The organism is Chitinophaga sp. (assembly GCF_036566945.1).
Lineage (GTDB): Bacteria > Bacteroidota > Bacteroidia > Chitinophagales > Chitinophagaceae > Chitinophaga.
Genome location: NZ_DATCVJ010000373.1, coordinates 1 through 1,686, shown reverse-complemented (window position 1 = coordinate 1,686; position 1,686 = coordinate 1). Strand labels below are relative to the sequence as shown.

Below are 1,686 nucleotides of genomic sequence, written 5' to 3'. Positions count from 1 at the left end.
TTAATTTTCTTTAAAGAAGCATCATGAGTTACGGCCACGAATGTTTCAATTTTCTTTGATGACCTCATAATTCTAGAATCTAATGGAATTCTTGCTTTTGAATCAATAATAATTCTTGCGGGATTCTTTACCGTTTTGGCGTATCTTACATTTAACATAGGATCATCTTTCAAGACAGTTGATATCCCAATAATTATACCATCGACAGTGGATCTTAACTTGTGGACACGTACCCAATCAATTTTAGAAGAAATTGATGAATCGTTTTTCCTAGTAGTAATCTTACCATCTATTGACATTGCTGCGTTTAGGACTACATACAACCAAATTCATCTCCATCTATAAATTTACCATTTATCATAACATTGAGAATACAACTTGCATTTGCTCTATGTATTACGGAAACATGAGGGTCATGCATGGGGGAAATATCCAAATTGTTTTTGTCAATAAATATAATATCCGCAGACTTGCCAGTCATTATGGCTCCAGAATTTAAGTCGAGTATTTTTCCTCCGTTGACTGTGGCCATTTTTAGGATCTCTCGTGCAGGAATTGGCCGATCCGCCAATGTCCTGGACACTTTCCAGACATAATCTAACTCACGAAACATGTCCGGAGAATTAATCATAATATTGTCTGTACCAATACCAACACAACATCCTGAACTCAACATCTTGGAAATTCTTGGTATTCCAACACCAAGAGTGCCGTTTGCTCTAGGACAAACAACAATTCCAATTTTTTTTCTTGCAACAAGTTCAATATCCATATCAGATGCATGTGTTAAATGAACAACAAAATTTGGCAAGAGCTTTGATACTATTCTTTGAACCTCGCTTTTCCCTGTTACGGTAATTGATTTTTTTGTTGTTTCAAGTGATTCAGCAGCATGAATACCTATCAAAAATTTTTTTTTCAAAGAATTTTTATGGATTACTTTTCCGTACTCATTCAATGAATTATCTGTATTCTCATTAGCTCCACTTATGCCTAACCCATCAGCTGCATTGGCAATCTGAAAAACAAGTTCTATTACATCTGGTGGCAATTTTGGATTTTTGACAAAATCTTTCGATAAGTCATGGTAAAATTCTGGTCTGCCCAACACAATACCTTTGATCGATAAACCTGACAATGCTTCTTTAATTTGATCTATTCCTTCGAGTCCGCCCTCCCTAAAATCTGCAAATGCAACTATCCCATTTCTCATCATGGACATTGCAGAACTTCTCATAAAATTGACTAAATGCTTTCTTTCGCTCTTTCGCAAGATCTTATTTTTGATACCATATATCGGATGGATCCTTGTCTCAAATGCCGCGTCAACTCCAATGTCCTTTCCGAAGGAATCACCAATATGTGTATGAGCATTAATAAATCCAGGAATTGCTAATATGCCTTCTCCATCATAAATTGCTCCATCGGATTTTCCCTTATAATCTCCTGTGCCAACACTTTCTATTATTCCATTTTTCACCACTACATATCCTTTATCAATGTATTCAAGATTTTCGCCAATGAATAGACTAATGTTGCTAATAGTTAGTGCCATTCTATTTCATATACAGGTTGAAGTATGCCTTTATCTCTAAGACTTCGGATCGTATCCAAGGCCTCTGTTGCAGCTTGTACTGCTTTTCGACCGGTAGCAGCTCTGCCTATACCACAGTTTAGCTTGATATT

At 36.2% G+C, this 1,686-nt stretch carries 3 protein-coding genes; all 3 read right to left on the bottom strand.

Translation table 11 applies throughout. The features are described from left to right. On the bottom strand, nucleotides 1–299 hold a 299-nt coding region (locus VIP81_RS10935; RefSeq protein WP_331959835.1), incomplete at its 3' end, for a RibD family protein. 14 nt (nucleotides 300–313) lie between these two features. Next, on the bottom strand, nucleotides 314–1,555 hold the full coding sequence (locus tag VIP81_RS10930) for an amidohydrolase family protein (protein ID WP_331959832.1): 1,242 nt from the start codon (nucleotides 1,553–1,555) through the stop codon (nucleotides 314–316). Continuing rightward, nucleotides 1,546–1,683: a GTP cyclohydrolase IIa gene (locus tag VIP81_RS33755; RefSeq protein WP_414649333.1), complete on the bottom strand. Its 138-nt coding sequence runs from the start codon at nucleotides 1,681–1,683 to the stop codon at nucleotides 1,546–1,548. Before VIP81_RS33755 ends, VIP81_RS10930 begins: the two co-directional genes overlap by 10 nt. Nucleotides 1,684–1,686: the final 3 nt, after the last annotated feature.